Below are 24676 nucleotides of genomic sequence, written 5' to 3'. Positions count from 1 at the left end.
GCTGGCGCATGCTGAGGGCATCCCCACAAACCAAGATCATTCAATTGATCTTAATTCCAAACACTCTTATACTAAGATCACTCTTCTGATCTTAGTATGGTTTTTTTATGCTGCAAATCGCCAAACAGGACATTATCAACCGGCTAAAATTTGACAACCCCTGGTGGGAGACCGGCCCAGCAGGAAAAATTGCTTATCAGGATACGCCGCGCCGCCTATATTTCGCCGGCTTTCAAAACAGTGTCACCGACTTGAGTGTGCGCCGCGCCATCGTATTGATGGGGCCACGCCGCATCGGCAAAACCGTGATGGTTTACCACTCGGTACGCGCCTTGCTGAATAGCGGTATCGCCGCAAACACTATACTCTATGTTTCTTTGGAAACGCCTATCTACACCGGCTTGGCGCTGGCCGGGATTCTGAGCTATTTTCAGGAACTGTTTGCCCACCAGCGTGATGCGACACTGTATGTTTTTTTTGACGAAATCCAGTATTTGAAGGATTGGGAAATCCACTTAAAATCCTTAGTAGACTCCTACCCGGACTACCGCTTTGTCGCCACCGGTTCTGCGGCTGCGGCTTTACGTTTAAAAAGTCAGGAATCCGGTGCAGGCCGATTTAGCAACTATATATTGCCGCCTTTGACCTTTGCCGAATATTTGTTATTCATAGGCCGCATAGCTGAGCTAATCGAGCATGACGCACCTACCTCAAAGCCCCCTATTGTTAAAGATATTGCTGGACTGAACCAGGAGTTTATCAACTATCTAAACTACGGCGGCTATCCGGAAGCGGTGTTTTCGGAAACCATCCGCCGTAATCCAGAGCAATACATTAAAAGCGATATTATTGATAAAGTTTTATTGCGTGACCTGCCCAGCCTCTACGGCATTAACGATATTCAGGAGTTAAACCGGCTGTTTACCATCCTGGCTTACAACACCGGCAACGAAGTCAGCCTGGAAGGTTTATCCAAATCATCCGGCGTTGCCAAAAACACCATCAAACGCTATCTGGAATATTTGGAAGCCGCATTTTTAATCAAACGCGTTGAACGCATCGATCAAAACGCCAAACGCTTTACGCGAGCGATGAATTTTAAGGTTTATTTAAGCAATCCCTCAATGCGTGCCGCTTTATTTGGCCAGATAGATCCGGAATCCCCGGCAATGGGCGCCCTGACCGAAACTGCCGTTTTCAGCCAATGGCAACATAGTAAACAAGTACAGTTATATTACGCCCGCTGGTCTGGTGGGGAAATTGATATCGTACATATGAATAATGCCGTACAAGCACCTGATTGGGTGGTCGAAATTAAATGGAGTGACCGGCCTTATAAAGCCCGTGGCGAACTGGATAATTGTGTGGATTTTTTTGCTAAACATCCGCACATCAAACAGCCTTTGCTAATAACCAGCCGTAGCATTTCCGATAATAAAGTAGTTTATAGGGATATCCGTTTTGAATTTATCCCAGCCAGTGCCTACACCTACATTTTGGGTGCCAACATTTTACTCAGTTTAGACAATTGAAAATGGTAATCCGTAGCCTCGATGCAAGGTAGTGGAATCGAGGGCCTTCACAGCGTAACCTCACAATCGCTGTCATCGCGATATTAACAGCCTTCACCCACGATCCCGCCTTGCTACATCAAGGCTACGGTTTGTGAATTATCGTTGGCTGCTTAATGCCCAAATAACAGCGTATCCACAGTATTTTTTGCTACCGGCACCCTATAGCTTGAAATCCCCCCTATAATAATTTAATAACAATGACGATTGACTGGCCGGCCTGCTCAGGGCCGGGTTTGAGTTAATCGCTGCGCATTTCGTTCTCTCCAGGAAAATCATGATTTCACAATACAGCTACTCATTTGACCAAGGTGACGGCAAAAACAAGGCCTTACTGGGCGGCAAAGGCGCCAATCTTTGCGAAATGACGCAGTTGGGCCTGAATGTACCGCCGGGGTTTGTGATAACCACCGAAACCTGCCTCAGTTATCTGGAACACAAGACCCTGCCTGTCGGGCTGATGGAGGATGTACGCCGCCAGATTGGCCTGATCGAACAAAGCACCGGCAAACAATTCGGTGGAGAGATTGATCCGCTGCTGGTTTCGGTACGTTCCGGTTCCGCGGTGTCCATGCCGGGGATGATGGACACCATCCTCAACCTGGGTTTAAACAAGCAAACGCTGGCCGGACTGATAGAGCTGACCGATGATGCTCGTTTTGCTTACGATGCCTACCGGCGCTTTATCCAGTTGTTCGGCAAGGTGGCGCTAGGTATCGCCGATGAGAAATTTGACCTGCATTTCAACAGCGTAAAACGCAATGCCGGCATCAAAGCCGATGTAGCGCTGAACAGCGAACAGCTGCAAGAAATTTGTGAGCTATTTTTGCAGGTGGTTTATGAAGAAACCGGCCAGCCTTTTCCGCATGATGTTTATGAACAGTTGGAAATTGCCATCAAGGCCGTGTTCAATTCCTGGCTGGGTCGCCGCGCGCTGGATTACCGCCGTGAATTTCATATTACCCCGGATATTGCCAATGGCACGGCAGTGAATATCGTAATGATGGTATTCGGCAATATGGGCGACGACTGCGCCACCGGCGTGGGATTTACCCGCAATCCAGCCACCGGCGTTAATGAGATGTTTGGCGAATATCTGGTCAATGCCCAGGGCGAGGACGTGGTCGCCGGCATCCGCACCCCCAAGCCGGTGCAGGACATGTTTTATGAAATGCCGTCGCAATACCGGCAACTGGTGGAATTGCGCAATAAGCTGGAAGCGCATTATCAGGAAGTGCAGGACTATGAATACACCATAGAGCGTGGGGTACTATATTGCCTGCAAACCCGCAACGGTAAAATGAATGCCGCCGCCATGGTCAAATCATCCATTGATATGGTCAAAGAAGGCCTGATCAGCAAAGAGCGGGCCTTGCTGCGCATCAACCCGGAAATGCTGGAACAAATGCTGCATCCGCAACTGGAGCCTAGCCATAATCAAAAACCCTTGGCGCAGGGCTTACCGGCCTCCCCCGGCGCAGCTTGCGGCAAATGTGTGTTTGATGCCGACAGCGCGGTAAGACTGGCTAAAACCGGCGTAGAGGTTATCTTGCTGCGCGAAGAAACCAAACCCGAAGACATTCACGGCTTTTTTGCCGCCCAGGGTATTTTGACCAGCCGGGGCGGCAAAACCTCCCATGCCGCAGTGGTGGCGCGGGGCATGGGCAAAGCCTGTGTGGCCGGAGCGGAAGACATTCATATCGATGTGCGCACCCGTCAAGCCATAGTTGGTGATATTCACATCAAGGAAGGCGATTTGCTGACCATAGACGGCAGTAACGGCAATATCTATCTGGGCCGGATTCCGACCATCGCTCCGTCATTTTCTGAAGAACTCAAAGTAATTTTGAACTGGGCCGACAAAGTGGCGCGACTGCAAATCTACGCCAATGTTGATACCCCGGAAACCGCACGGCTGGCCGTCAGTTACGGTGCCAAAGGCATCGGCTTATGCCGTACCGAGCGTATGTTTAACGCTTCCGACCGTTTACCGCTGGTAGTGGAAATGATCCTGGCCGGCAACACCGAAGCCCGCGAGACTGCGCTAGCCAAGCTGTTTCCGATTCAGCGCGACGATTTTCAGCAATTGTTTGAAGCCATGTCCCCGCACCCGGTCACAGTACGGCTGCTGGACCCGCCTATGCATGAGTTTCTACCCAGCGAACATCAGTTGCTGGAAGAAATCAATGCCCTGAAACATTACCTGACCATTGTCAAAGGCCAACAAGTAGCGCTGGAAACCTTCAACCTGCCTAACGAACTGCCACCACCATTCAACCGGCTCACCGAAGAACTGGTACTGGAAGCCATCGCCAAAAAGCAGTTGATGCTGAAAAAAGTGCTGGAGTTGTACGAAGTCAATCCCATGCTCGGCCATCGTGGGGTGCGGCTGGGCATGAGTCATCCGGAAATCTATAAAATGCAGATCCGTTCAATCCTGGAAGCGGCAGCGCGTTGTATCAAACAACGCATACCAGTAGAGCCGGAAATTATGGTACCGCAGGTCATCAGCTCCAAGGAGTTGTTAAAAGTAAAACAGTTTGTCGATGAAATTCAGGCTGAACTAGAAGATCAGTATCGGCTGAAGCTGAATTTTAAATTCGGCACCATGATAGAAACAGTCCGCGCTTGCACTCGCGCCGACCATCTGGCTGAAATTGCCCAATTCTTCTCGTTTGGCACCAATGATTTAACCCAGGCCACTTTTTCATTTTCGCGCGAGGATGCCGAAAACAAATTCCTGCCGCTGTATGAAGAATCCGGCCTGTTACACGACAACCCGTTTGAAACCCTAGATATTCTGGGCGTGGGCAAGCTGATGCAAATGGCGGTGGAACTGGGCCGCAAACAGCGCCCGGATTTACGCATCGGCATTTGCGGCGAACACGGCGGTCACCCGCGTTCTATCCGCTACTGTCATGATATGGGCCTGGATTATGTTTCCTGCTCGGCGCCACGCATCCCCATTGCCCGGCTGGCGGCGGCTCATGCCAAATTGCTGGAGAATCAGCCGCTCTAAAGCCGGCTATACCCGCTTACCAGCCCTGATCAAGTCAGGGCTGGGCTTGCAGATTTTTTAAGATGTCAGCCACTTTCAGCGCATCCAGCGCCGGATCGACATTGTCGTCAATATAGCGCACCTTAAGTTCCGGATCCAGGATAAAAGTCCAGCGCTTGGCCATTTTCAACACCGGCATTTTCACACCATACTCCGTGGTTACCAGAGCGCCCGGATCGGATAGCAAAGTAAAACCCAATTTATGTTTTTGCTGAAAATCGCGCAGATCGGCAACCCCATCGGTACTGATGCCAAACACTTCGGCATTTTGCTTGCGCACCGCCTGAATGGCATCTCGATAGGCACAAGCCTGGGTGGTGCAACCCGGTGTCCCGGCTTTGGGGTAAAAATATAACACTGTCCAACCCTGCTGACGGCGATCTACCAAATTGAAATCACTGCCGTCCTGAGTTTTGATCGTAAACAAGGGCGCGGCCTGACCTACGCTCAAAGGCTGGGCCAGCGCTGCCGGGATAAACGGCAGGCAGGTGAGTAACAAAGCGAACTGTTTTAATAGCTTAGTCAATATTTTCATCTGAATACACCTCGCTGTACGGGTTAAAATGTTGGCAGAAGTTAGGTATAGGATATGCTGAACGCAGTGAAGCGAATCATGAGCGACAGCCTATATCTCCTGCAGCACGCTACTAGCCTGCTGCATAACAATCTGGGCAATTTCAGCGCTGGCCCCCAAATAAGGTGCCATACGAATATTAATCTCAGGATGCTCTACCCTGACTTGCTCTATCTCTGCCGGAATATCGCTGCTGACATGGCGTCCGGCGGATAAAAAATACGGCATCACCACAATTTCCAAGGCACCCTTGGCAATTAATTGCCTTAACCCATCAGGAATGGAAGGCTGGGCAATTTCCAGAAAAGCGCAATCGATATCGGCAAAACCGCTCTCGGCACTCAGCAACTGATTGGCCAGAGCCTTAACCTCGGCATTAGATTCATCTCGGCGGCTACCGTGCGCCACCAGCAATAACATCATCATATTGAAACTATTCAGCCCCTAAGAACCTCTTTAAAATACTATGTTTGCGTTAGTTGATGCATACACCCCGCATCATCGCAACCCGTAGCCTCGATGCAACGCAGTGGAATCGAGGAATTCGCAGCACAGCCTTAACCAAACCAGCATCAGCGCAATTCAACATATTTAAGCAATATCGATATGGATTTCATTCCGGCGAAATTGCGGCAACGTCCAAGGCGGATCATAAGCAGCAGAACGTGGCTCGGAAACGGCTTGAATCTGCCGGCTATCCAGCCAATTCAGCAACAGCTCACTATTATGGGTAATGCTGTCCAACGTCAGGCTACCAGAATAACTCAACACCGCCACTTTACGCGCTGGAATTTCTTTAATGGCAATATCCGGGTTTATAGGCTTGGGCAGGGTTTCCAGCGTCTGCGCGGCAGGCATCACAAAAGACATCAGCCATTGCTTGTCCACAGCCTGACGACTAACCGGCACCGTCATGGCCATTTGCTGTGCAGAGTGATTTTCCCCAAAAATAAACCCGGCCAAGCGCTTGAAACCCAGGCTGCCGCTGGCGGCATAATCGGCATCAATCAACGTTTCCGCCGTCAGAATGGCCGGGTATAGCCTGATCTGAATATTACCGTCAGTCGACAATAACTGATAATCCGGCTCTTTGCTGTGTCTGACCCCCACTATCATTCCCCCTGCATCCAATAATGCACTACCGAAACTGGCTAGGGTTTTAATGCCGTCCCTGATTGCGCCCAGCGCCTGTTTTAAATAGGTGTTGTTCATAACAGTTGAGTATGCCTCGGAAAAAAATTTTTGCGTGAAATTGGATAAATCAGCCAGCGTAGGCTGGAACAATACACAAGTTAAAACGACAAAAAAGCCAACATAGCTTGCCGGCAAAAAATTGTTTTTACGGTAAATTCTGCATAATACCGACCTACGAACGGGTAAAAATTCGTGGTCTGTTATCAGGTATCGAGAATCATACTCGGTATGACCGTCATTCGAATACTTTTCCACATAAGCCATGAAAATCCATCATCTTTATTTTGCCCAAACCCTAGCCTTAAACCCAGAGCAAGCCTGGGCGTTTTTTTCCTCGCCTTATCATCTGAATGACATTACCCCGGCGTTTTTTCATGTAGAGATCACTTCGCCGGTACCGGATGATATTTATGCCGGGCTGATGATCAGTTATCGGATGAAGGCGGTGGCCGGCTGGCCTATGGCCTGGCTATCGGAGGTTTGCCACTGCCAGCGTCCCCAGCGTTTTGTCTATCAGCAGCGGGTTGGCCCGTTTAACTTCTGGAGTCATGAGGTGTGTATCACCCCCTGTGCAGAAGGCATTAAGCTGGAAGATATTGTCTATTACGCCATGCCCTGGGGCTGGCTGGGGGATTGGTTGGACAGATTGTTAATCGGCCCCAAACTACAGCAGATTTTTATCACCAGACGCGATTATCTGGCTCAGCACTGGGGAGTATCCGCTGAGGGCAATCACTTACCCTGAATATCGCCACTCTATTAGCCTATATGCAAATTAATCCATGACGGTTATCTGAAACGATTTAATTCGGCTAAACTTTATTTATATGTCACTATTCATCGCCCAAATATCCCCTTAAATAGGCAGTTGTAATATATGCTAAACACAGTGCAGCGCATCATTCACAGCTAAGCATTTGTTTAAAAATAATCGGCAAAAATGCGGCTGATTAATTACATTTATATTTACTTGGCAATCAGAGCATGATAGATTTTGAACCGCAAACAAAGTTTTGCTGGCTTGCCTATCGGGCAACCAAGCACACCCTAGCCTCGATGCAAGGTGGTGGCATCGAGGGATACCCAGCCTAGCCATTATCATTACGGTGAATAGTTACAAACTTATAATAACAACAACTTAAAGTTTAACTTGAGGTGCACCATGGATACGCTGAAACTGTATTTCGCTATCGGTATATCGTTATTAATTCTGTTTGGCGCCTTTCGATTTTATAAAGATCGAGTGGCGCTCAGAGATGACAGTACCCTGACAGATAACAAACCCTATAGTCTGGCTCGGGTACAATTATTGTGGTGGACACTGGTTATTGTAATTAGTTTTACCCTGGTTTACGGTTTAACCGGCGTTATTTGGCCGATGAACTCCACCTGTCTTACCCTGCTGGGTATTAGTTTATTTACCACCACCTCGGGTAAATTAATTGATAACGCCCATATTGCTGATGTGTCGATTACCCGGCATCAGGATATTTACCCCTCTCAAGGCTTAATAACCGATATTTTGTCCGATGAATATGGTTTAAGCGTACATCGTTATCAGGCCGTGATTTTGAATCTGGTTTATGGCGGTTATTTTCTGATTGAAGTTTTTTCAAAATTAAATTTAGGTCATTTTCCGGAATTCGATCCCCCCACCCTGGCATTATTAGGTGTCAGCTCTTCGGCCTATCTGGGCCTAAAAATGGCGGAAGGCAAGGGTAATGCGCCCAATGAAGCCAGTAAGCCATAAGCAGGCCAATACAATCCGCTATTCTTAACATCCTTGCTATCTATCAATGTTTAGCTTAGCGCTTAGCAGCCGCATTTGCGGTATCAAAGCCAAGTTTTAGCTTAGCTTGATTAGTTTGATTATTTAATTGGAGTAATACCCATGCCTACTAATGCCGCCAATCCCAACGCCCAAATCAAACACGTTTTTGTATTGATGCTGGAAAATCGCTCTTTTGACCACATGCTCGGGTTTGCCAAAATTACCGGTACCGATGCCCAAACCGGCCAACCCACCGCCATTAACGGCCTGGATGTGCCGTACAGCAACAGCTATTTGGGCGTGGATTATCCAGTGACTAAACCGGCCGACTGGTCTATGCCCTATGGCCCTGGTCATGAACTGGAGGATGTGTTGTATCAACTCAGCGGCTATGGGGCTAAATTTCCACCGGATAAATGGTATCCGGATATTAATATGTCCGGTTTTGTCTGGGATTACGTCAACTCCCCATCCGCCGGCGAAGGCAAAGCCAAAGACAACTATGGCGAAGTATTGAAATGCTATGACACACCGGCCCAGTTACCGATTTTATATACGCTGGCCTGCGAATTTGCGGTGTGCGATAACTGGTATTCCGCACTGCCCGGCCCTACCTGGCCCAACCGTTTTTTTGTGCACGGCGCCACTTCGCATGGCCTGGATGACAGCCCCACCACCGAGCAAATGGCAGAATGGGAAACACTCAACGGTTTCAAGTTTGATAAAGGCAGTATTTTTCAGGCTTTGGCCAATAAAGGCCTGCCCTCACCCTGGCGGATTTATGGCGGCAAAAGCCAACCCTTACTGGGGTCGATTCCCTGTGTAGCAGCGCTGGATCATGTCAGCGAGTTGGATTGCCATCATTTTGAAACCTTTGCTTATGATGTACAGCGTGATTACCCCTACTTTTATACCTTTATCGAACCCAATTACGGTGACGTATCCAATAATTCCTATTTTGGCGGCCAATCTCAACATCCACGCGATGATGTACGTTACGGCGAAGCCCTGATCAAGGAAGTCTATGAAACCCTGCGCAACTCCCACTTATGGGAAAACAGTCTGTTGATTATCACTTATGATGAGCACGGCGGTTTTTATGACCATGTAGTGCCGCCCAAAACCGTGGCTCCCGGCGATGATAGCCGTTATAACCTGCATGGCTTTGATTTTGAACAGTTGGGGGTACGGGTTCCGGCGGTGGTGATATCGCCTTATATCCCTAAAAATACCATCGATCACAGCGTGTATGATCATTCGTCTATCCCCGCCACGCTGGAAGCTTTGGCCGAGTTGGAGCCGCTGACCAATCGCGATGCCGCCGCCAATAACCTGACCAGCTTATTATCTTTGCCCGAACCGCGTAGCGATACCCCGGCAGTATTACCGATGCCGGCCGGCGATGATGCGGTAGCCGATGCCAAAATCGCCGCCCCTGCAGCCAGCGCACCGAATAAAGCCATAGCCCCAGGCAATTTACCGGCCTTTTTATTTACTGCCGCCAAGCTGGATAACAGCATGAGCAAAACCACCAATACCAAGGCAGTATTTGCCAACTCGCGTGCCATTCAAACCCACGGCGATGCCCATGATTATCTGACTAGTGTGGCCGACAAGCTGTCTAAACATAAAAAACCGTAACTAGAGTAAACCCTGTAGCCTCGATGAAACGCAGTGGAATCGAGGCACATCGCAGCAGAGTTACCTAAAAATGCGACAGGATGCTGCAAAGCCATTTGCTAAATAACGCCGCGATTCGGCAATGATCCATAGAAGCTACCCTGAATAGTTAAAACAGCATTGTCTTCAAGCTGTCATATACTGTTGTTAGGATATATAAACAGAAGGATATAACAAACGTGGAATTAGATAAACTTTATAAATGTCTTTGTGACCTGCAACGCTTGCGGATTTTAAACCTGTTAAAGCATGGTGCACTGTGCGTGTGCCATTTGCAGGAGATTCTGGATGAAACTCAGGTTAAAACATCCAAACAATTGCAATACATGAAAAAATTGGGCTTTGTACAAGCTAAGCGAGAAGGTATCTGGATGGTCTACAGCCTACCGGCCCCTGCCCATCCTGTGCTGCTGGCTAATCTGAACTGTCTGCTGGACAGAACGGATGAGTACCCCTGTTTTGCTGAAGATCTAAGTAAACGTGCAGCCATCCTTCAACGCTTCGCCGATAACCGCACGGAATGTCCTAAGGTGGTCTATCAGTCTATCGACTGTTGTTAGGCGCTATATCGGCGATTTTCAAATATCTGCTAATGGTGAGGTAACATGAATTTTGCTGTTTTTTGCAACACAAGACTATTTTTGGGCTTAGTCCTAATATTCGGATTGATTAATTTTGCCCACGCCGGCGAGGATGATGTGCTGGAATCCATTCGACCTGCCATTGAGAAATTAAGCGCTGAGTTTGAGCAAATTCCGGCTGATCGCCAAAAAGAATTAAAAAAAGCCGCCCTGTTTATCCGCAGTAAATTGCAGGCCGGCGAAGCCGCACAACTGACCTTTATCTGTACCCATAATTCGCGGCGCAGCCACTTGGCCCAAATCTGGACCCAAACCGCAGCGGCTTATTATGATGTGGAAGGCGTACATGCCTATTCCGGCGGCACCGAAGCCACCGCCATGAATTCCCGCACCGTTGATGCACTACGCCGGGTGGGATTTACAGTTACCGACTCGACTGGCGGCAGCAATTCTGTCTATCTGGTCAAATTTTCTGACAATAAACCGGAAATTCGCAGCTATTCAAAAGTTTACAACGCTGAAGGTAATCCCAAAGAAAATTTTGCCGCGATCATGACCTGTTCGCAAGCCGACAAAAACTGCCCTATTGTCCAAGGCAGCACCTTCAGAATTGCCATTCCATACGACGATCCAAAAGTAGCAGACGGCACCCCTGAAGAAACGGCACGTTACGACGAACGCACCCAGCAGATAGGCCGGGAAATGTTGTATCTGATTGCTCAGGTCAAAGACTAAGCCCATTGCCACGTCACTAATGGCGCAGCCAAGTCTGCGCCATTTTGCTCAGGATTTCTATGAAAAAGCTGATTTATCTTGTCGCAGTATTAAGTTTTTGGCTAGTCAGCGTTAATGCTTATGCCGACAACCCCATTTCCACCATGAATTCATGGGTTGAGGGACAATTAGCCTCTAACCAGTCGTCCTTAAGCGCTTACCTGTTCTTGATGTTGGGCGGTTTGCTGGCCAGTTTGTTGCCTTGCGTGTATCCGCTTTATCCTATCACCGCCAGTATTATTCAAGGCCGCGCCAACCATCAAGTATCGGCAGCACTGCATCCTATTGTGTATTATGCCGGTCTGGCGATTATTTACTTTTTGTTCGGTCTGATTGCCGCGACTTCCGGCGGTGCATTTAACGAAGTATTGCGCCTGCCGCTGACCAATATTCTGCTGGCACTATTATTTTTGGTGCTGGCCTTATCAACGGCCGGCTTTATTCACATTTCCTGGTTTTCCGGCAATGCCATTGGCGAAAAAACCCCTGGTATCTCGGGTACCTTTTTGATGGGTATGGGTGCCGGACTGCTGTCTTCATCCTGTGTCGGCCCGTTTGTGGTGAGCATTCTGGTGGGGCTTGCCAGCCAAACCGACCAGCTTTCCCTCACCAGCACCCTGGTGGCTGCCAGCAAAATGCTGGCTTTTGGCCTGGGACTGGGCATACCTTTTCTGCTGATTGGTCTGTTTGGGGTGCGTCTGCCCAAATCAGGCAATTGGATGAAATATGTGCAATGGGCATTGGGTGTGCTGATTCTGTATTTTGCCTATACCTATCTGGAAAAAGGCCTGTCCGGATATGGCTTAAAACCGGAAAGTATTCAATTAGTCTACTTTGGCGGTTTGACTATCTTGTTTTCGGTATACCTTTGGGAAACAGAGCATATTGACAGCTATAAGCGCATGGAACGGGCGTTTTGCGTACTGTTTGGCGTGGTTGGCAGCGTATTACTGGCGCAAGGCGTATTCAACACATCGACGGCAGCCACTCAACTGGCAGCAGTTTCGGCAACGCCTATAATTGCGACTGAAACCAAAGGCGAACTCACCTGGTATTTAAACCGAGAAGATGCGGTTAAAGCCGCGCGGGAACAGGGCAAACCCATCTTTGTTGATTTCTTTGCTTACTGGTGTGCCAACTGCAAAGCGTTTGAACATTTAACACTGACAGATAAAACCTTGATTGCAGGCCTTAAACACGCGGTGCTGTTGAAAATTTATGATACTGACTCTGAATTTCCTGGTTTCCAAAACGATAAACGCTATACCGAATTGAAAGTGGGCTTGCCGTTCTTCATCATTATGGATGCCGATGATCATTTGATTTATAAAACCAGTGACTACACCCGTACTGAAGATATGCTGCTGTTTTTGGGCAGCTGATTTTCCAAAAACTCATCAAGTATTAATCCAGTAACCAGTCATTTGGAACCAGAGTTTGCTAGAATTTATTTGCACTATTCAATTGCCGACTGCTGCGCCGGAAATCCCGAACATTGCTTAGCTACCGCTGCGGCATCGAGTGGCTGTGACTAATTTTTTTACCTATCCATCGAATCTTTGATTATGAACGTGTTATTTCTGTGTACCGGCAACTCCTGTCGATCCCTGATGGGCGAAGCTATTTTTAATCATCTGGCCCCGGAAGGCTGGCATGCGTTGAGTGCCGGCAGCAAACCATTAGGCCGCTTAAACAGTGGCGCTGTGGCGATATTAGCAGAGAAAGGCATATCGACTGCGGGTTACTACAGCAAATCCTGGAATGATTTACCCTTAACTCCGGATATTGTGATCAGTGTGTGCGGCAATGCCGCCAATGAAACCTGCCCGGCTTACTTGGGCCCGGTGTTACGCAGCCACTGGGGGGTGGAAGATCCGGCCCATGCCGAAGGCACAGCAGCGGAAATCAAAGCCGCTTTTGAAACGGCTTATGGCATTGTCAGGTATCGCATCGAACAGTTTTTAGCCTTGCCGCTGGAAGAATTGCAACATGATCGGGCCCGGTTAAAAGCGGAACTTGATCGTATCGGCCCCCTGTTACCTTAATGCAGTTGCGCTAGTGGTTCACCAATTTTATTTTGAAGGATACCTCGTAGGATGGAATTGGCCGGTCATCACTGATTATTCAGAGCGCTGAAATGACTAAAAAAACATATCAGGTTTTATTTATCTGCACCGCGCAAACCATCACCAAACCAATATTCCGGAGCACTCTATGAACTCGCCCCTTTGCCCCAATCCACGCTTATCTTTTCTGGATCGGTACCTGACCTTATGGATTTTTATCGCCATGGCGATTGGGGTCGGCATTGGTTTTAACTTTCCAATCGAGGTTAAGAACGTCAATAGCACCGTTTCGGTCGGCACCACCAATATCCCGATTGCAATTGGTTTGATATTAATGATGTACCCGCCTTTAGCCAAAGTCCATTACGAAGAATTGGGCGATGTGTTCCGTCATTTGCGAATACTGGGCTTGTCTTTGCTGCAAAACTGGATCATAGGCCCAGTATTGATGTTTGGGCTGGCCATCGTTTTTTTAAAAGATTATCCCGAGTATATGACCGGTTTAATCATGATAGGGCTGGCCCGTTGTATTGCCATGGTCATCGTCTGGAATGAACTGGCACGCGGCGATAACGAATATTGTGCCGCATTGGTGGCATTTAACAGCGTATTTCAGGTCTTGTTTTTTAGTGTCTATGCCTGGTTTTTTATTACTGTGCTGCCGCCCTTATTCGGTATGCAAGGTAGCTTGGTTGCCATCACCATAGCCGAGATTGCCAAAACAGTCTTTATTTATCTGGGTATTCCGTTTATTGCCGGCTTCACCACCCGCCTGATATTAGTCAAAGCCAAAGGCAAGGACTGGTATCAGCAACGTTTCGTGCCGACAATCAGCCCGCTGACCTTAATTGCCTTATTGTTTACCATCGTGCTGATGTTCTCGCTGAAAGGCGAATTGATCGTGCAATTGCCGATGGATGTGGTGCGGATTGCCATTCCGCTGCTGATTTACTTTGTGATCATGTTTTTAGTCAGCTTTGCCATGGGCAAAGCCATCGGTGCCGATTATGGCAAAACCACCACCCTGGCCTTTACTGCCGCCAGCAACAATTTTGAACTGGCCATCGCCGTGGCCGTGGCCGTGTTTGGCATAAACAGCGGTGCGGCGTTTGCCGCAGTAATAGGGCCTTTAATTGAAGTGCCGGTGATGATCGGTCTGGTGAATGTGGCATTTTTGTTCAGAAAACTATTCTTTACGCCACGTTAAAAAATCCCATTAAAAAACTAATGGATTGCATATTAATACAGCCAGCCGGATAATAGCGTTGGGTAAACTCAGCCTAAACTGCTGTCAATGGCGCAACACCGGAAACTACACAGATCACCACTGAATAAATCAAGGAAAGCAAATATGAACAGAATGTTTTTAAGCTTGGCGTTTATTGTTGCGACACTGTGTAGCACAGCCGGCTACGCTGACAGCTTCGCCGAATATATAGAAACCGGGGTAGACGATGTGGGCGATTCGTTTCAAATTATATTTTCCTATAATACCACCCGGCAAGAGATCAGCAGCATAGCGTCAGCCGGCTTTAACGACCCGATTGGCAGCTATAGCGGCATCACCCATTTATTTTTTTTAAATAACCAGGCCCCTTTTGATAACCAGTACCTGATCAGCAATAATCTTGGCTACGCCATCCAGTTTATGGTTAGCCCCCATCACGGTCGGTTAAGTCCGGCACTGATTTCAGGCTCTAACATCTACGCCCTCACCGTTGATCCCTATACCACAAATGACTGGCTGCCTTACACCCACGTCAGCCTGTACCCAGTACCAGAAGCGCAGCAATGGGCCATGATGCTTTCTGGTTTGCCGCTACTGGCTGGGTTTATCCGCCGTACCGGAAAAAACCCAGCGTAGCCTCGATGCAGCAACGCGGAATCGAGGATGTAGGCCGCCAAGACCTAGCCAACACCGATTAATCAAAGCCATGTTTGCGTTAACATTTGATTTGACCATAAAAAGATAGCGGTCATAGTCAAATCGCCTAACCCTGCTTAGATAAAGGCCACGCTACGAATCCCTCGATTCCGCTACCTTGCATCGAGGCTACCAGCCTTCTTAAATAGCACCCTAAACAACACAAAAGACCCAGCGTAGCCTCGATGCAGCAACGCGGAATCGAGGATGTAGGCTGCCAAGGTCTAGACAACACCGATTAATCAAGGCCATGTTTGCGTTAATATGAATCATGCCAAACCAGAGCCGCCTGAAATAAACGCGATGAGACGGATTAATAGCCACTGAGGCTATTGGTCTGTTAAATTATCCGCCCAAAAACCATCCTATCGATTACCGAGCTGCTCATGGAATCATTGCACAATATCAATCTGGCTTCACTGCTGGATACCTTTATCAGCCTGTCTACAGCATTCATACTGGGGGCTTTAATAGGCTTGGAGCGCCAATATCGGCAACGCACCGCCGGGCTGCGGACCAATGTACTGGTCGCGGTTGGCGCGGCGGTATTTGTTGATATGGCCAATCGTTTGGACGGTCACGCCGGCGCAGTACATGTGGCGGCTTACGTGGTTTCCGGCATCGGTTTCCTGGGTGCCGGGGTCATCATGAAGGGGGACGGCAATATACGCGGCCTGAATACGGCAGCCACGCTTTGGGGCGCTGCCGCCGTAGGCGCATGTGCCGGAGCAGATCTGATCGCGGAAGCCGCGCTGGCCGCCCTATTTGTGTTAGCCGGCAATACCCTGCTGCGCCCGTTTGTAAATGCCATCAACCGGCAGCCGATTGATGATGAAACCAGCGAAGTCACCTATTCAGTGTGCGTCATCTGTGACCGCCAAAACCAAAAAGCCACCCGTGACCAGTTAGAACTGTTACTTGAGCAAGCCAACTATCCCATCAGCGACTTTGATGTGCATCCTTTTGTACAAAACGAAGTACAAATTTTCGCCACCCTGCTATCCACATCGATCAATTCGGAAGTACTGGATAGTGTGGTCGAAAAATTGATGGCACAAACATCAGTTACCCAGGCCTTTTGGAGCCCCAGCACCACCGAATAAACTGGGCCGACTTAAACAACACCACTAAAACATAAATAGAGGATGCGTCGCCCCCAGAAGTCGCATCTGTCGCATTCGATGTAAACCACATCCCCATAGAACATTTTTGAAATAGCCAAACGCCAAATACCCGCCAAGCTTGGTGGGTTGCCTAACGGCGAATCCACCCTACCCTGCTTAATCAACAATGTACCTAACATTGAGACGTAGCCTCGACGCAGCAGCGCGGAATCGAGGATGTAGGCTACAGATATGACGATAACAGCGCTTTCACTGCCTACTCAAGTAGTATCGAACCAGCAAAACGTCATGCAGGCTAAGCACTACCGATGCTGAACACACTGGGTAGCATTAAAGTAACGATACCATTGCGTGGTTAAGCCACCACCCACGCGGTTATTCAACTGCGTGTTCGATTCAATATTACCTGAATCCGTGTTCGTTTTTTTTATAAATAGTCATAAGTCAATGATAAAAAAGGTATAATATAGTTTTTCTATAGTCACCCGTTTTGATTATGGCACGTTTTAAGCTTAAAGAATCCAAAAAGGAACTTACCTCCTATGCCGGACTATCCTTGATCGGCCAGTGCCTGGAAGCGGTCAATGTCGAAGTGATGGTGGACGGTAGAATACCTGTTTCACAGGGTATCAAAACCTCGGATTTAGTCAAAACCACTGTTGGCCTTTTAAGTATAGGCAAAAGCGACTTCGAGGCTGTTGAGCCGTTTCGTGAAGATCGTTTTTTCAAGAAGGCATTGGATGTACGTAAGGTTCCCGGCAGCGTGTGGCTGCGGCAACGTCTTGATCGTGTCAGCGGCAGCCTGCTGGAGCCGGTGGATGATCTATCGATACGACTCATCGAACGAACAGAAGCCCCAATTACGCCGCATAAAGGCTACGTCTGTCTGGACATGGACACCTTCGTCATGGATCAGAGCGGTACCAAGAAGGAAGAGGTGAGTCGAACCTATCAGGGAGTGGATGGCTATACGCCTGTCGCGGCTTATTTGGGCAATGAAGGCTGGTGTATAGGATTGGAACTGCGTCCAGGCCGCTGGCATTCATCGCTGGAGATTGATTATTTTCTAGAAAGGCTGTTTCCTCGAGTTGAGCGCTTGGTTGCACCGGGTTTGCCGTTGTTATTACGCAAAGACTCAGGGTTTGATAGCGCCAAACTGTTATTTACGGTTGCGGCTGAGAAAGAACGCTGGGCAGCCATGAACAGGCGCTTTGAATACTTGATCAAGTGGAATCCAAGACGGCAAGATAAGACATCCTGGTTAGAAAAAGCGGAAGCGGCCGGCGCCTTTGTTGAAAAACGCCCCGGTAAACGGGAAGCGTTAATGACACTGACGGTGGAACGTGCTTGGAAAAAACAGACTCGCCCCTTCAGACTGGTCGTGCGGATCATTGAACGCACGAGCAATAAGCACGGCCAGATGCTATTACTGCCGGACATTCAACTGGAAGGCTGGTGGACGAGTCTGGAGGAACCCGAAGAAACCGTCATTGAACGCTACCGCGACCACGGCACCCATGAACAATTTCATTCGGAATTCAAAACTGACCTGGATATGGAACGCTTACCATCTGGAAAGTTTGAGACCAACGACTGTCTATTGAGAATGGGTATGTTTGCCTATAATTGCTTGCGACTGATTGGTCAACTGGGCTTGACTGGCGACTTGGCGCCAATACGTCATCCGGCAAAACGACGGCGGTTACGAACGGTGCTGCAAGAAGTCATGTATCGAGCAGCCCAGGTGATCCACAAAGCCCGGCAATGGTGGCTGGACTTAGGGTGCGCCTCACCCGTGGCAAAAGTATTCGCTTATTTACAAGAGCGATTGGTGGTGCAGCCTGGCTTTGCATCAGGATAAGCGGCGCGAAAGCTGAGATGCTGGTTACGAGCTGATTCTCCGGGTAGAGAAGAAGATTGCTTGTCTTGGCGTCAGGTTTTTCATCTGGCGATGCCGGCAATACCATGGAAACGATTGATTTTTGCGACTGAGGGCTTGATGAACGGCAGTTAAATTTCGATTGGTGGTAGATTTTTTTAAAAAACGCGTCTGAAACGCGACTGCCCTCACTTAAACCGAAAGGAACACGGATTCAGGTATTATTATAAACAGACTGCGCTGAGACACATAACGCTTTGGTGGAAAAACTAAGATAGTCAACATTAACCACATGGCTAGTAGGCGGTTGGGGAGTGGGATTAGAGGTATCTAAAAAATAATCCACAGAACTCACATTAAACCCCCAGCATGTGGTCGTCCAATTTTCACATGGACCAGCATAAGCTGTGGAAAAAGAAGTTAAGGCAACTAACAAGGTAAATAATTTTTTCATTATTAATCCAGCTTTAAAAATTTAAATTTTATATCACCTTAAATATTGTAATAGTTCAGCCCCACTAATAGTTACCGTTTTTTTATTACAAATTTAAGTCGCAATCCATTCAGCCAATAACTATTTACCCAAACCACACTTATTTTAACGGCAAATAAATATCCGTAATCAATTCACCCTCAGCCACATCCGTTATCAGATTCAGATAATGAAAAAAACACGGAAAATCGCGTAATTCTGCCCCGCTCTCCGGCAGCCATTTGCCATATAGATAATATATCTTTTCCCCCATCGCTTCATGAGCGCCATAATGGCGAGTCACTGCACAAGGCCCAGCGGGGATAGTTTTAGTTATCACACCTTGCGGGTTATCCGGCACATCGGCAACCACCGAACCGCAAATATCAAACCTGAACTTGTCCGGCGCGGTAGTGTTTGGGTCGTCATAAGCCAGGCCGAAAGTATCACTGGTTTTCACCGGCGATAATAGACTGGTGCGCCGCCATTCGATAAATATTTTCACCGAATCATTCAAGTTCTGCACCGGGCCACGGTGTTCCAGCACCGCCACTTTGGTTTCATTAAAATTAACTATATTGACCTGCATATTGGTTTCTCCTCTTGCTAAAGGCAGCTGATATTTTTCATGCCAGGCTGGCCACTGCGGTGATTTCCTAAATTGCGAGGGTGTCTGGACAAAGGTTTTTTTAAATGCCCGCGTAAACGACTCCGGGTTTTCAAAGCCGGCATCCAAAGCAATATCAATAATCCGCTGGTTTAAATTAAAGGCTAACTGATAGGATGCGCGTTTCAAGCGAATCAACTGGATAAACCGAAACACATTGATACCCATATACGGGCTTCCAACTTAAGCCGGGACAGTTTTCAAAAACAATGGGTTATGAATAGTCCGCTCCCGCCCCTTTCTTGGCAGCGGAAGCTCGCCCATTTCAGCAACCAATCATAAAAACAAATCAGGAAACGTTTGACCAAACAAGCGCATTGCCGCTGTTGTTCCATCAGTCCGTTTGAGTCCGTAGTTATGAATCACTGTCAATGCCCTCAGGCGTTTTTCGGTCAAGCCACGGCCATTGTGATACATCTGCGACAGATAACCATTACGCCCCTCGACGGCGGAAGAACTGCGATGAAAGTTCCGCGCCATCCACTCTGCCCATTCCAACCAGCGTTGCAATTCGCTTTCCGACAGGGTTGCTGTGAAAGCATCAGTCTGTAAATGCTGCGCGGCTTGCTGCCAAGCCTGACGGTATTTTTCCCTTTGCCTGGGGTTTTGGGTTTTGAGCAGTTGCTGATGCCAGTACACCGTTGGTAACAGGGCATGAATCAGCCAGTAGTGCGTTGCCTCATCCACCGAAAGACCGGCTAGAATTTCCATGACCCATAGCCACCAGGTTTCTACATTGGACGCTAAGTCATTCAATTGATTACGAAACTTATTTATGGTCTGTTTTATGTCAGCAATAGATTGCGATTGCGCGATTTTTTCAAACGCCTGAGCGCGTTTTTCCAGACTGAAAGTCACCTGTTCCGCCCGATTGATTTTCTGGGTTTCTAACGAAAACGGATGAACATCTTCGGCAATGCTGGCCAGATTTTCGTGATAATCGGCGCGTGTTTCCTGTATCTGTTTATAGGCTCGTTCTGCATCAACGACCTGCACCAATTCGGCGAGGTTGTTGTCCGGTTTCTTTTTCAATAGCGCCTCAGCCGTTTCCAGTTGAGTTTTCGCTTGTTCGTGCCGCCTTCCCAGCGTTGCACCCAACCATTTGCTGACATCCTGCTGTGCATGAAAAATATCGGCACCTGATTGACAGTCAAACCCGGTAATAGCCAGTTTGATCAAGGCTTTGGCTCGGTCGCTGACGGCGTGGTTGACGTCAATACCCAACTCTTTTAGGCGCGGTATCGCTTTCTCAAACCAAGTATCGAAGCGACGGTCATGGCTGATGTCTTCCAGAATCAAATAACCGGACGACAAGTCCATCAGCACCAGGATGAGAAAATCACCAAAAAATGTTTCATCCATGGCGACTACGGCTGAACGTGTTTGAGCTGAAACGCCGCTTTCACAACGCTGCTGAAATACGGGTAACAGGCTTTCCATCCGGCTCAATTGCTGACGCAATGCCGATGAAGATATGCCCACATGCGTGTCAATGCGAATCAGCTTGAAAAATCGCGACAACTTGTCGGCTCCAACATGGCACTCCATGCCAAAACTGTACAGAACCGCAACCATCAATAGTTTCAACCAGGCTTCGCCTGCTTCGGTTTCCCATAGGGCAGATTCGGGATATTGATGGCGTCGGGCTTGCGCTTTTTGGTGCCGATGGACGCTACTTTTGGATCGATTGACCAGCACCGCCAATTGTCTAAGACTTTTCTTGCCACGGGCTACCAGTTCATTGATAATCGAGCGGTTCGTTGCACGGATTCCTTGTGTCGTTTTGTTTTTTTAGTCATTAACTCATGATACAGGACTGTGCGGCGAACGCTTGATTTTGTCCCGGTTTAAGTGGGTAGCCCATATACGCACCAAACTGCCGATGAAAATGATATTTGGAAAACCGGGCAACTTGGCTTAAACGCTCGACGGATAAATCGCCATCAAGATGGCCGTGGATGTAATCACACACCCGGTTTAATCTATCTTGATAAGTATTTGTCTGCATTACCGGCTACCCTGCTCCATTAATCTCATTACCCAATAGGCGCTGAGTATTGTGTCATGCTCTGCCATGCTGATCTTGACCGTTGTTGCTGTTGTGGAACATGTCGGTTTTAACGGACTTAGCCGTTAACGATCGGCCAGATTGACGTACGCTCCCTATTTTCTAAATCCGGCAGACCTTCGTGTATCCCTTTAGCGATTTTGAACCAGTTTTCCGGCACGAGACGCATGCCCAATCCAGCCGCCGCCAGATAGTTTGGGGCATCATACTTAAACGCTGCGCTATCCAGTACAATATACCAACGATCAAATTTACGGAACGCGGGCAGAATCACCATGGCTCGTTCGTTGTTCACTTATTGGACATCACTACATGACACTCATTGACGATGGAGACTTGATTCGCGGACTTGGATTCGTGACGCTTTACGCTGCGCACCTAGAAAAATGGATTGACGAATGCATAAAAGTTATTATTGCCCATGATGCTAAACACGACAACCGATTGTACCGCCAACCAACTAGCAAAAAGATTGATTACATCCAGCAGCAGTTGCAAAAAATAGTACTCATCCAAGAGTTGAAGAACTTCCCGGATCAATTGCAGATTATTGGTGAACTTCTGGAGAAACGAAATCTCATAATTCATAGTTGCGTATATGCTACGAATGTTGGCGACATCCGTATTTCCGGTCGCCCCGGTGTCCCCGAATCACCAGCCAAATCTGCCGAACATTATGAATTGGCTAATGATCTAGATGAGGCAATTACACTTCTTTATCGTGTGTCAAAGTTTTCATTGCCTCGGCAATTTAACGTATGACATGCCATGGTTACCCAACCCATCTCTTAACTAGGTTATTGCATATCGCAAATGTCAGTTGCAAAAACGAGCCCCTTTGTGTCCAGCCTCAAAACTTACAAGTTCTGAGACAAAAAATATCGCTTTTAAAAAACAGCGACTTGCCAGTCTCAAAAGTTTGTCTCAAAATCTAACATCAGAGTATCAAAACACCAAACACCCTCAATTTTGGTGGCTCACATTCAAACATTAAATGTTTGCGACATCGTGCATCGTACAACTCATTTGGAACATCACAATACGACCCGATACAAGCAAATTAGCTTACTTTAGCTTTGGCAAGCAAGGCCAATCCCCGCTCCAACTTGCCCTGTCCGCGCCGCGATCGGATTTGAAATTGAGTTTCAAGATCAAATTCAGCTAACATGAGGGTGGTCACTTCGTCCAACAGATGATTAACACTTATACCTTTGGATTTAGCTAATTGCTTAAGTCGGTCGTGCTTGCTGTCAGGCAGTCTCAATGTTAATGCTCTCATAATTTACCTCTCTGCAAAAATTCTTCGGGTGTTAGCAACAAAATTTCCGGAAACAGCAATTCCCCGCTTTGTAAATCTTTAATATTTCTTGTCACTATGCATTGAGCTTGGCCGGCAACAGCAAGTTCAATTAAATGATTGTCGCCGTCGTCTCTTAAATTGGGCCGCCAACCATAATAGATTTCAGTCCAACGGCAACAGCTTAAAAAAATATCCAGTAATTCATTTCTTTCATCTTTATCTAAATGACATTTTTTAAACAAACCTTCACGGTTTATAACATCAATATATTCAGCAAATAATGCCGTACCCATCAATGGCAGATGATCACTTCTTAAACAGGCGGCGATTACATCGGATGCTGCGCCTACGCCCATACAGGCCCCTACAAAAATATTGGTATCAATGACGATAATCATAGATTAATGGTAGCATATTTGCCATCAGTGCAGATATGATGAAAATCATAATTGCTTATATTGCCAGCAGTGGATAAAAACCAGCCCCTTAGCATTAACCACTCAGAGAAATTCATTACTAACCCTGTTTGTCGATTAAGCACACCATCCACCCGGAGCCCCAAATGTTCAACCACTGGCGCAGCCGCAAGCCGATTTGCCGCCCAGCTGCCGAGCAGCGTTTAAAGGCCACACTAAGCTGGTGGCATTTGCTGGCGCTGGGAGTGGGGGCTATTGTCGGCACCGGAATATTGACCTTAATCGGCGTGGGGGCTGCCAAGGCCGGGCCGGCAGTGATTTTGAGTTTCGTGCTGGCCGGATTGGTGTGCGCTGCAGCGGCGCTGGCCTATGCGGAAATGGCGACCATGATCCCGGCTGCCGGCGGCGCTTACAGTTACAGTTATGCCGTACTGGGTGAGCTCTGCGCCTGGCTGGTGGGCTGGAGCATGATTCTGGAATATGCCTTGGTGGTCAGCGCCGTGGCAGTAGGCTGGTCGGGTTATGCCGCCCCTTTATTACAGCATTATGCCGGGGTGCCGCTGCAACTGATGCAAGGCCCCGATCTGGGCGGCATCATCAATCTGCCGGCAGTGAGCATCATTTGGCTGGTGGCCGGTTTATTATGTTTGGGTACCAGGGAAAGCGCCGCTGTTAATGCTGTGCTGGTGCTGATTAAATTATCGGCATTACTGGTATTCAGTGTGGCGGCGTTCGGCTATTTTGATCCGGGCAATTTAACGCCGTTCATGCCGTTTGGCTTCAGCAAATCACTGGCGGCTGACGGCAGTGAACACGGGGTAATGGCAGCGGCAGCGATTATCTTTTTTGCTTTTTATGGCTTCGATACCATCGCCAGCGCCGCTGAGGAAAGCCATAATCCCAATCGGGATCTAGCCATCGGCATCGTCGGTTCCATGCTGGTGTGTATCCTGATTTATATCATCGTGGCGGTAGCGGCGCTGGGTGCAATCCCCTACACCGCCTTTGCCGACAGCCCGGAGCCTTTGGCGCTGATTCTCCGCAGCCTGGGACAGGCCGGCACCGCCCAGTTTATGGGCGCAGCAGCAGTCATTGCCTTGCCTACCGTAATACTGGCTTTTTTCTACGGCCAAAGCCGCATCTTTTTTGCCATGGCCCGCGATGGGCTATTGCCGGCACCACTGGCCAAAATATCCGGTTACGGCACCCCGCAACGCAGCACAATGTTAACAGCGATTCTGGTTAGCGCCGTGGCCGGCGTGTTTCCACTGGCCGATATTGCCGCGCTGGCCAACGCCGGTACCCTGATTGCCTTTATGGCGGTGGCAGTGTGCATGTTGGTGATGCGCCGCCGCCAACCCCAAACCATACTCAAATTCAAAACACCCTGGGCCTGGTTTACCGGGCCGTTTGCCATTTGCGGCTGCCTGTATCTATTTTATAGCCTGCCGCAACAAACCCAAGCCTATTTCGGCTTGTGGAATTTGCTGGGCTTGCTGGTGTATGCCGGCTATAACAGCAAACGCGGTTTAGGCCGCCCCGGCAGCAATGTTTAGT

25 protein-coding genes are annotated in these 24676 nt (G+C 48.4%); 15 read left to right on the top strand and 10 right to left on the bottom strand.

The annotated features are described in order from the left end of the window. Window positions 1–107 precede the first annotated feature (107 nt). Entirely contained in the window at window positions 108–1532 is a 1425-nt protein-coding gene (locus KEF85_RS06810; protein ID WP_215584375.1) for an ATP-binding protein, read from the top strand. 316 nt (window positions 1533–1848) lie between these two features. Beyond that, window positions 1849–4590 (top strand): pyruvate, phosphate dikinase, encoded by a 2742-nt coding sequence (gene ppdK, locus KEF85_RS06805; RefSeq protein WP_215584373.1) that lies wholly within the window; start codon window positions 1849–1851, stop codon window positions 4588–4590. A gap of 34 nt (window positions 4591–4624) precedes the next feature. Here ppdK and KEF85_RS06800 read toward each other — a convergent pair whose 3' ends face one another. The 3 genes from KEF85_RS06800 to KEF85_RS06790 all read right to left on the bottom strand — a co-directional run bounded on the left by KEF85_RS06800 (window position 4625) and on the right by KEF85_RS06790 (window position 6415). Further along, entirely contained in the window at window positions 4625–5164 is a 540-nt protein-coding gene (locus tag KEF85_RS06800; RefSeq protein ID WP_215584371.1) for a peroxiredoxin, read from the bottom strand. Window positions 5165–5254: 90 nt separating this feature from the next. Next, window positions 5255–5629 carry a sirohydrochlorin chelatase gene (locus KEF85_RS06795; protein ID WP_215584369.1) on the bottom strand — a complete coding sequence of 125 codons (375 nt, stop codon included), beginning with the start codon at window positions 5627–5629 and terminating at the stop codon, window positions 5255–5257. A 165-nt stretch (window positions 5630–5794) separates the two neighbouring features. Continuing rightward, window positions 5795–6415 (bottom strand): SOUL family heme-binding protein, encoded by a 621-nt coding sequence (locus KEF85_RS06790; protein WP_215584367.1) that lies wholly within the window; start codon window positions 6413–6415, stop codon window positions 5795–5797. A 244-nt stretch (window positions 6416–6659) separates the two neighbouring features. Here KEF85_RS06790 and KEF85_RS06785 point away from each other — a divergent pair, with 244 nt between their 5' ends. The 11 genes from KEF85_RS06785 to KEF85_RS06735 all read left to right on the top strand — a co-directional run bounded on the left by KEF85_RS06785 (window position 6660) and on the right by KEF85_RS06735 (window position 18178). After that, window positions 6660–7142, top strand: a complete 483-nt coding sequence (locus KEF85_RS06785) for an SRPBCC family protein (RefSeq protein WP_215584366.1) — start codon at window positions 6660–6662, stop codon at window positions 7140–7142. Between the two features lie 417 nt (window positions 7143–7559). Beyond that, on the top strand, window positions 7560–8147 hold the full coding sequence (locus KEF85_RS06780; protein WP_215584364.1) for a hypothetical protein: 588 nt from the start codon (window positions 7560–7562) through the stop codon (window positions 8145–8147). Window positions 8148–8288: 141 nt separating this feature from the next. Continuing rightward, window positions 8289–9809, top strand: coding sequence for an alkaline phosphatase family protein (locus KEF85_RS06775; RefSeq protein ID WP_215584362.1), 1521 nt, complete (start codon window positions 8289–8291; stop codon window positions 9807–9809). Between the two features lie 218 nt (window positions 9810–10027). Beyond that, complete coding sequence (locus KEF85_RS06770) at window positions 10028–10408, top strand: ArsR/SmtB family transcription factor (RefSeq protein WP_215584360.1); 381 nt, start codon at window positions 10028–10030, stop codon at window positions 10406–10408. Between the two features lie 81 nt (window positions 10409–10489). Continuing rightward, window positions 10490–11164, top strand: a complete 675-nt coding sequence (locus tag KEF85_RS06765) for a low molecular weight phosphatase family protein (protein ID WP_215584357.1) — start codon at window positions 10490–10492, stop codon at window positions 11162–11164. Window positions 11165–11223: 59 nt separating this feature from the next. After that, window positions 11224–12585, top strand: coding sequence for a protein-disulfide reductase DsbD family protein (locus KEF85_RS06760; RefSeq protein ID WP_215584355.1), 1362 nt, complete (start codon window positions 11224–11226; stop codon window positions 12583–12585). 183 nt (window positions 12586–12768) lie between these two features. After that, entirely contained in the window at window positions 12769–13248 is a 480-nt protein-coding gene (locus KEF85_RS06755) for an arsenate reductase ArsC (RefSeq protein WP_215584353.1), read from the top strand. Window positions 13249–13417: 169 nt separating this feature from the next. After that, entirely contained in the window at window positions 13418–14476 is a 1059-nt protein-coding gene (gene arsB, locus KEF85_RS06750; protein ID WP_215584351.1) for an ACR3 family arsenite efflux transporter, read from the top strand. 144 nt (window positions 14477–14620) lie between these two features. After that, window positions 14621–15133 carry a hypothetical protein gene (locus KEF85_RS06745; RefSeq protein WP_215584349.1) on the top strand — a complete coding sequence of 171 codons (513 nt, stop codon included), beginning with the start codon at window positions 14621–14623 and terminating at the stop codon, window positions 15131–15133. Window positions 15134–15579: 446 nt separating this feature from the next. Continuing rightward, entirely contained in the window at window positions 15580–16296 is a 717-nt protein-coding gene (locus KEF85_RS06740; protein ID WP_215584347.1) for an MgtC/SapB family protein, read from the top strand. Window positions 16297–16813: 517 nt separating this feature from the next. After that, window positions 16814–18178: an IS1380 family transposase gene (locus KEF85_RS06735; RefSeq protein ID WP_215580104.1), complete on the top strand. Its 1365-nt coding sequence runs from the start codon at window positions 16814–16816 to the stop codon at window positions 18176–18178. A gap of 232 nt (window positions 18179–18410) precedes the next feature. Here the strand turns inward: KEF85_RS06735 and KEF85_RS06730 are convergent, their stop codons facing one another. The 5 genes from KEF85_RS06730 to KEF85_RS06710 form a co-directional block, all read right to left on the bottom strand. Next, entirely contained in the window at window positions 18411–18650 is a 240-nt protein-coding gene (locus tag KEF85_RS06730; protein ID WP_215584345.1) for a hypothetical protein, read from the bottom strand. Window positions 18651–18789: 139 nt separating this feature from the next. Beyond that, entirely contained in the window at window positions 18790–19503 is a 714-nt protein-coding gene (locus KEF85_RS06725) for an AraC family transcriptional regulator (protein WP_215584343.1), read from the bottom strand. 108 nt (window positions 19504–19611) lie between these two features. Further along, a complete protein-coding gene (locus KEF85_RS06720; protein ID WP_246535102.1) occupies window positions 19612–21033 on the bottom strand; it encodes a DUF6399 domain-containing protein in 1422 nt (473 codons plus the stop codon). A gap of 100 nt (window positions 21034–21133) precedes the next feature. Continuing rightward, window positions 21134–21343 carry an AraC family transcriptional regulator gene (locus tag KEF85_RS06715; RefSeq protein ID WP_215584332.1) on the bottom strand — a complete coding sequence of 70 codons (210 nt, stop codon included), beginning with the start codon at window positions 21341–21343 and terminating at the stop codon, window positions 21134–21136. Window positions 21344–21461: 118 nt separating this feature from the next. Further along, window positions 21462–21680, bottom strand: a complete 219-nt coding sequence (locus KEF85_RS06710; protein ID WP_215584330.1) for a hypothetical protein — start codon at window positions 21678–21680, stop codon at window positions 21462–21464. Between the two features lie 35 nt (window positions 21681–21715). Between KEF85_RS06710 and KEF85_RS06705 the strand changes: the two genes are divergently transcribed. Beyond that, window positions 21716–22165 carry a hypothetical protein gene (locus KEF85_RS06705; RefSeq protein WP_215584328.1) on the top strand — a complete coding sequence of 150 codons (450 nt, stop codon included), beginning with the start codon at window positions 21716–21718 and terminating at the stop codon, window positions 22163–22165. 298 nt (window positions 22166–22463) lie between these two features. Here KEF85_RS06705 and KEF85_RS06700 read toward each other — a convergent pair whose 3' ends face one another. Together KEF85_RS06700 and KEF85_RS06695 are read right to left on the bottom strand one after the other, a co-directional pair. Next, entirely contained in the window at window positions 22464–22682 is a 219-nt protein-coding gene (locus KEF85_RS06700) for a toxin-antitoxin system HicB family antitoxin (RefSeq protein ID WP_215584327.1), read from the bottom strand. Continuing rightward, complete coding sequence (locus KEF85_RS06695) at window positions 22679–23101, bottom strand: putative toxin-antitoxin system toxin component, PIN family (protein ID WP_215584325.1); 423 nt, start codon at window positions 23099–23101, stop codon at window positions 22679–22681. Before KEF85_RS06695 ends, KEF85_RS06700 begins: the two co-directional genes overlap by 4 nt. 164 nt (window positions 23102–23265) lie before the next feature. Here KEF85_RS06695 and KEF85_RS06690 point away from each other — a divergent pair, with 164 nt between their 5' ends. Next, window positions 23266–24675: an amino acid permease gene (locus KEF85_RS06690; protein ID WP_215584323.1), complete on the top strand. Its 1410-nt coding sequence runs from the start codon at window positions 23266–23268 to the stop codon at window positions 24673–24675. The last annotated feature ends 1 nt before the right edge of the window (window position 24676 follow it).

The organism is Methylomonas paludis (assembly GCF_018734325.1).
GTDB classification, from domain to species: domain Bacteria; phylum Pseudomonadota; class Gammaproteobacteria; order Methylococcales; family Methylomonadaceae; genus Methylomonas; species Methylomonas paludis.
The sequence above is the reverse complement of the archived record's forward strand: the minus strand, read 5'-3'. Positions and strand labels throughout refer to the sequence as shown.

Bases quoted from the DNA above. Each gene is read 5' to 3' on its own strand.
- KEF85_RS06800 (WP_215584371.1), bottom strand. From the start codon at position 5,164: ATGAAAATATTGACTAAGCTATTAAAACAGTTCGCTTTGTTACTCACC.
- KEF85_RS06790 (WP_215584367.1), bottom strand. From the start codon at position 6,415: ATGAACAACACCTATTTAAAACAGGCGCTGGGCGCAATCAGGGACGGC.
- KEF85_RS06705 (WP_215584328.1), top strand. From the start codon at position 21,716: ATGACACTCATTGACGATGGAGACTTGATTCGCGGACTTGGATTCGTG.
- KEF85_RS06740 (WP_215584347.1), top strand. From the start codon at position 15,580: ATGGAATCATTGCACAATATCAATCTGGCTTCACTGCTGGATACCTTT.
- KEF85_RS06760 (WP_215584355.1), top strand. From the start codon at position 11,224: ATGAAAAAGCTGATTTATCTTGTCGCAGTATTAAGTTTTTGGCTAGTC.
- KEF85_RS06690 (WP_215584323.1), top strand. From the start codon at position 23,266: ATGTTCAACCACTGGCGCAGCCGCAAGCCGATTTGCCGCCCAGCTGCC.
- KEF85_RS06695 (WP_215584325.1), bottom strand. From the start codon at position 23,101: ATGATTATCGTCATTGATACCAATATTTTTGTAGGGGCCTGTATGGGC.
- ppdK (WP_215584373.1), top strand. From the start codon at position 1,849: ATGATTTCACAATACAGCTACTCATTTGACCAAGGTGACGGCAAAAAC.
- KEF85_RS06745 (WP_215584349.1), top strand. From the start codon at position 14,621: ATGAACAGAATGTTTTTAAGCTTGGCGTTTATTGTTGCGACACTGTGT.
- KEF85_RS06775 (WP_215584362.1), top strand. From the start codon at position 8,289: ATGCCTACTAATGCCGCCAATCCCAACGCCCAAATCAAACACGTTTTT.
- KEF85_RS06795 (WP_215584369.1), bottom strand. From the start codon at position 5,629: ATGATGATGTTATTGCTGGTGGCGCACGGTAGCCGCCGAGATGAATCT.
- KEF85_RS06735 (WP_215580104.1), top strand. From the start codon at position 16,814: ATGGCACGTTTTAAGCTTAAAGAATCCAAAAAGGAACTTACCTCCTAT.
- KEF85_RS06725 (WP_215584343.1), bottom strand. From the start codon at position 19,503: ATGGGTATCAATGTGTTTCGGTTTATCCAGTTGATTCGCTTGAAACGC.
- KEF85_RS06700 (WP_215584327.1), bottom strand. From the start codon at position 22,682: ATGAGAGCATTAACATTGAGACTGCCTGACAGCAAGCACGACCGACTT.
- KEF85_RS06780 (WP_215584364.1), top strand. From the start codon at position 7,560: ATGGATACGCTGAAACTGTATTTCGCTATCGGTATATCGTTATTAATT.
- KEF85_RS06785 (WP_215584366.1), top strand. From the start codon at position 6,660: ATGAAAATCCATCATCTTTATTTTGCCCAAACCCTAGCCTTAAACCCA.
- KEF85_RS06755 (WP_215584353.1), top strand. From the start codon at position 12,769: ATGAACGTGTTATTTCTGTGTACCGGCAACTCCTGTCGATCCCTGATG.
- arsB (WP_215584351.1), top strand. From the start codon at position 13,418: ATGAACTCGCCCCTTTGCCCCAATCCACGCTTATCTTTTCTGGATCGG.
- KEF85_RS06715 (WP_215584332.1), bottom strand. From the start codon at position 21,343: ATGCAGACAAATACTTATCAAGATAGATTAAACCGGGTGTGTGATTAC.
- KEF85_RS06710 (WP_215584330.1), bottom strand. From the start codon at position 21,680: ATGGTGATTCTGCCCGCGTTCCGTAAATTTGATCGTTGGTATATTGTA.
- KEF85_RS06730 (WP_215584345.1), bottom strand. From the start codon at position 18,650: ATGAAAAAATTATTTACCTTGTTAGTTGCCTTAACTTCTTTTTCCACA.
- KEF85_RS06810 (WP_215584375.1), top strand. From the start codon at position 108: ATGCTGCAAATCGCCAAACAGGACATTATCAACCGGCTAAAATTTGAC.